Annotated in this window: 3 protein-coding genes and 1 pseudogene; 1 reads left to right on the plus strand and 3 read right to left on the minus strand. The window is 59.3% G+C overall.

Annotation, left to right across the window (positions count from 1 at the left end):
• Positions 1-1,193 (plus strand): annotated as a pseudogene (locus IRZ24_RS17105) (hypothetical protein); the annotation flags it as partial.
• A 194-nt stretch (positions 1,194-1,387) separates the two neighbouring features.
• Here IRZ24_RS17105 and IRZ24_RS17110 read toward each other — a convergent pair.
• The 3 genes from IRZ24_RS17110 to IRZ24_RS17120 all read right to left on the minus strand — a co-directional run bounded on the left by IRZ24_RS17110 (position 1,388) and on the right by IRZ24_RS17120 (position 4,523).
• Positions 1,388-2,767 carry an ABC transporter permease gene (locus tag IRZ24_RS17110; protein ID WP_297166836.1) on the minus strand — a complete coding sequence of 460 codons (1,380 nt, stop codon included), beginning with the start codon at positions 2,765-2,767 and terminating at the stop codon, positions 1,388-1,390.
• Positions 2,764-3,528, minus strand: coding sequence for an ABC transporter ATP-binding protein (locus IRZ24_RS17115; protein WP_366914324.1), 765 nt, complete (start codon positions 3,526-3,528; stop codon positions 2,764-2,766). The genes IRZ24_RS17110 and IRZ24_RS17115 overlap by 4 nt, the downstream gene beginning before the upstream one ends.
• 275 nt (positions 3,529-3,803) lie before the next feature.
• Positions 3,804-4,523 carry an efflux RND transporter periplasmic adaptor subunit gene (locus IRZ24_RS17120; protein ID WP_297166841.1) on the minus strand — a complete coding sequence of 240 codons (720 nt, stop codon included), beginning with the start codon at positions 4,521-4,523 and terminating at the stop codon, positions 3,804-3,806.
• Between the last annotated feature and the right edge of the window lie 48 nt (positions 4,524-4,571).

Genomic DNA, 4,571 nt, shown 5'->3' on the forward strand with positions numbered 1-4,571 from the left:
CCCCAACGCGGAGTGCCTCGCCAACCGTGGCCCCCGTCCCGACTGCTACTGCGACCGCTGCGGCCACCGTGACCCCCACGGCGACCGCTAAACCAACTGCCACTAGTCAGGTGACAGCCTCGCCGACCACGGCGCCCGCTCTGTCAAACGATACAACCGCTAATCAGCAGAACAACGATAATAATACGACTGCCACGACACGTATCGCTCAGCGCAATAATCTGAGCTTCCTTCCTGTGATTACGGCTGCGGTCCTGCTCCTGCTGGCTCTGATTTTAGTGGGCGTGCTGCTCTTGCGCCACTATATTGCGCCCGAGCCATTGCCGCGTCCACGCCTGGCCTCTGGAGCGCGTCCCTGGCGCCGCACACGCAGCCCCGAGAGTCTGGCTGGAGATCGCGATCTGGCGGGCAATCCTCTCCCCCTGCCTATCGAGGGCAGTCCCAGCAGCACCATGCTTACTAATGGCTGGCAGTCTTCTGCCACCGGAGCGACTTCCCCCCAACAGCCGCCGCTCCGTCTAGGCACTATGAACGTATCTAGCGAATCTTTTGCTGCCGCGCCAACCCAAATGCAGCCGGCAGTTCCCAGCTCAGCGCCAGGCCCATCAGCTTCTGCGGCTCCGACGCCGGCGCTGACTACGCCTTCACCCTTGCCTGGCCATGACCTGCCTCTTGTGCCTACTGGGCTGACCGTGACACCAGGCAGTTCTTCCTCAGCCCAGCACAGGCAGAATGGTCTATCATCTGGCTCGCTGGAAGATACGGCGCGACGCCCTACTGTTCCCCCCTCAGCCGCCGGTGGAGGCTCTCGCTCCTCCAGCCGCCTCAAGCGTAACTTCCTCTTTCCTACGACCAGTCTGATGCCAACTACAGGCGAGCTACCGGTCGCCTCCAATCTTGCCTTTCCGCCCCATGGAACCAGCCCCTTCAATGGGAACTTCCTCTTTCCTACGACCAGTCTGGTTCCAGCCGAAGGGTTGCCGCTTTCGTCCAGCGGTGGCCTCCCTGAGCTGCCTCCTCAGCAACTCTCGCCGCAACCGGGGCAGCCAGGGCTTCCCGCTGAAGGATCGGCCCGCGAGCGTCAGACAGAACCTGGCACATCAGCCTTGCCTCCCTGGCTGGCCAGTCTGACTGACAAGACCGAGACGAAAGCCCCCTCCGAAGGGGAGGACTGGGTCCCGAAGCAATCGTAGTCGTCAGCCTGCGGGGCCGTTACCTTTCCGCTACCTTTGTTGGGCAGCGCTGAGCAGTCGGCTCTACCCGCTGTGCCTGTGAGCACAGCGGGAGCAGGCTCGGGCCAGCAAGGCACATGAGCAGAGGCTAGCTCTCGATCTAGCCTCCAGAGAGCAGCCCTGCTCTGTTGGCTGAAGCTGGCGCCTATGCTCGTCTACTCAGTGCGCAGAGCAATAATCGGGTCAAGTCGCGCCGCACGCACTGCCGGGTAAAAGCCAAATGTTACCCCAACCAGGGCCGAGACCCCAAAAGCCAGGATGATCGACAGCAGCTGCGGCACAAAGGGCACGCCGAAATTGGTCGTCATCAGCCATCCCACGAGCAGGCCGAGGATAATCCCTAGGATACCCCCTAGTGAACTAAGCGCTAGCGCCTCGATCAGGAACTGATTGCGAATATCTCTCCTTCTCGCTCCGACCGCCATCCGAATGCCAATCTCACGCGTTCGTTCTGTGACTGAGACCAGCATGATATTCATGATGCCGATCCCTCCGACAGTCAGAGAGATACCAGCGATTCCCACGAGGAGCAGAGTCAGGGTCTGTGTTGCCTGGCGCGCCGTCTGAAGTAACTGGTTGGCATTACGAATCTGGAAGTCAGCAGGATTACCGGCGCTGATGCGGTGGCGTTTTAAGAGCGTGGAATTGACGGCCTTTTGTACTTCATCGACATGTTCAGCTTTATCGACCAAGACCTGAATCTGATCGACGTAGCCGGTGTTTTTGAGACGCATTGAGGCCGAGGAAAAGGGGACAAAAATGACATCATCCTGTGTAAAGGCTCCAAAGGAGCCTTTCGGCTGCAAGACGCCCACGACGCGAAACATCTGGGAGCCAATGCGGATCATTTGGCCAACGGGATCGGTACCAGACGGGGCAAAGAGACTGTTGGCCACTACTTGGCCGAGCACTGCTACAGGTAAGCCTGCCAGTTCATCGTGAGCGTTGAGCCAGCGTCCACGGGCAATTTCCCAGCCCTGGATCTGCTGATAGCCTGGGTAGACGCCCTGGATACGCGTATTCCAGTTCTGGCTGCCATAGACCACTTGCGCAGCAGTCGAGAGAACCGGCGAAACCTGGACGACATGCGCGATGGAAGCTAAGGCATCGGCATCCCCTTGGGTCAGGCTCTGCTGCGTGCCCAGCGAGCTGAACGCCCCGCTGCTAGTGGCGGCGCCAGGGATAATCAGTAGGGTGTTAGTCCCCAAGACATTTAGGCGGGCCTGAATCAGTACGCTGGCTCCTTGGGTCAGGGTCATGGCAGCGATCACAGCGGCTACGCCGATGACGACCCCCAGGGTGGTCAGGAGTGAGCGCAGGCGATTGGCCCACAGGGCTTCAAAGGCGCTTGTCAGGTTGGCGATGAAGAGGCCGCCTCGGCGCCGCTCTCGACGCTTGCGCACTTGCTTCCCACTTTTGACAGGCAGAGCCTGAGCGGTCCTCTGGGAATCGCTGCGCCCGCGGACGCGCCCAGCCTGTGCGTCCGTGCTGACAGTTGTTTGCGTCTGACGTTTCTGCTCAACCGGATCGCTCATTGCTCTCCCTCCGCTGGAAGCGCTCGATAGCCATCGCTGCTGATCTGGTGCAGTTGGAGCAGCTCGCTGTGAGCCGAGCGCACCGCTGTGACTGGTTCATCGCTGACTATTTGCCCATCACGGAAGAGAATGCGCCGGTGTGCATAGGCGGCGATATCAGCCTCATGTGTCACCAGAACAATGGTAAGACCGCGGGCGTTGAGCGTTTGCAAAATAGCCATAATCTCGACGCTGGTGCGACTATCAAGATTGCCGGTTGGCTCATCGGCCAGCAAGAGGGCCGGATTATTGACCAGGGCGCGCGCGATGGCGACGCGCTGCTGCTGCCCCCCAGATAGCTGTGAGGGTCGATGATGCAAGCGACTGCCTAGACCGACTAGCTCCAGGGCACGCCGTGCCCGCCGCTCCTGTTCAGCGCGCGATAGCCCGGCATACATCAAGGGAAGGGCAACATTCTGAAGGGCTGTGGCACGGGCGAGCAAATGAAAGCTTTGAAAGACGAAGCCGATGCGCCGATTGCGCACCTCAGCCAGCTCGTCCGGGGTCATCTGGCTGACTTTGCGTCCTACCAGCCAATAGTCACCACTGCTTGGGCGATCCAGGCAGCCAAGTACATTCATAAAAGTCGTTTTGCCTGAGCCGGAAGGCCCCATAATAGCCACAAACTCGCCAGCCCTGACGGTCAGTGAGACACCGCGCAGCGCCGGAACAGTCGTTTCTCCGAGACGGTAGGTCTTGGTGAGGTTGCGCACCACTACAATCGGTGGGCGCTGCTGAGTCACAGGCGAGCGTTGCTGATCTCCCTGTACCAGGCGTGCTTCTCTCTCGTCCATACTGCTCTTCTCTCTAGGCTTGAGCATCAGCTCCTTCTATACCGTAGTTCGTCGCGGCTTTGCCACCTAGGGCCGCTGGCGGGCGATGAGCGTCTTTGTGCCTTCCTCCTAGTTGAAGAGTTCTCGCTCCGCTGATCCTGCAGCTTGGCGCTGGCTCAGCATCCTTGCTGCAGTCCCCGCATTTATTAGATCACAACAGAGCTTTAGCTGCCCGCCTGAGTCAGAGCGGTGAACGGCCCGCCCTGAGCTCCGGTCACAATGCTTTCACCGAGCTCCAAACCAGCCAAGACCTCATAAGTATTGCCATCAGTCAGTCCGAGCACTACCGGCTTGACGACCCAGCGCTCACCAGAGCGCTCTAGCACGTAACCTGGCGTCGGTTGCTCGCCAGGAGGCAGATTATGCAGGTCCTGCAGCAACTGATGCGCCTGAGCGAGAGCGGTTTTGACCTGAGCCGGATCAATAACAGGGGACCCGTTGCGCTCGCTAAGAGTGGCGGCATTGCGCGCAAAATTGATAGCATCAGTGGGGACGAGTAGGACATCTTCATGTTGAAGCGTTGTAATTGTGAGATTGGCAGTCATTCCAGGAAGCAAATGCGCGCCGCGCGCACTGCCGAGATCAACATTGATGGTGACCGGATAGGTTACGACATTGGAGACACTTTGACCAAGTGGGGAGATGGCGCGAATGGTACCACTAAATTGACGATTGCCATAGGCGCTGACCGTAAAGTGGACTTGCTGGCCGGTATTCACAGCCCCAATATCAGCCTCATTGACATTGGCGGTGATCTGAAGACTGGAGAGATCGACGAGCTGAATAAAGGCCGTTGTAGCAGGGCTGGAGACTGCCCCCGTCGTCCCTGCGCTTGAGCTGCTACTTTGACTGGTACCACTGAGGCCGCTGGTTGTCCCCCCAATAGGACCCCCGGGATAGCTGCCGACGCTGGTCGCTTAGTAGCAAATTAA

Source organism: Thermogemmatispora sp., from assembly GCF_019683755.1.
Taxonomy (GTDB): Bacteria; Chloroflexota; Ktedonobacteria; order Ktedonobacterales; family Ktedonobacteraceae; genus Thermogemmatispora.

Coding starts and splice junctions, on each gene's coding strand:
- IRZ24_RS17110 (WP_297166836.1), bottom strand. CDS start 2,767: ATGAGCGATCCGGTTGAGCAGAAACGTCAGACGCAAACAACTGTCAGC.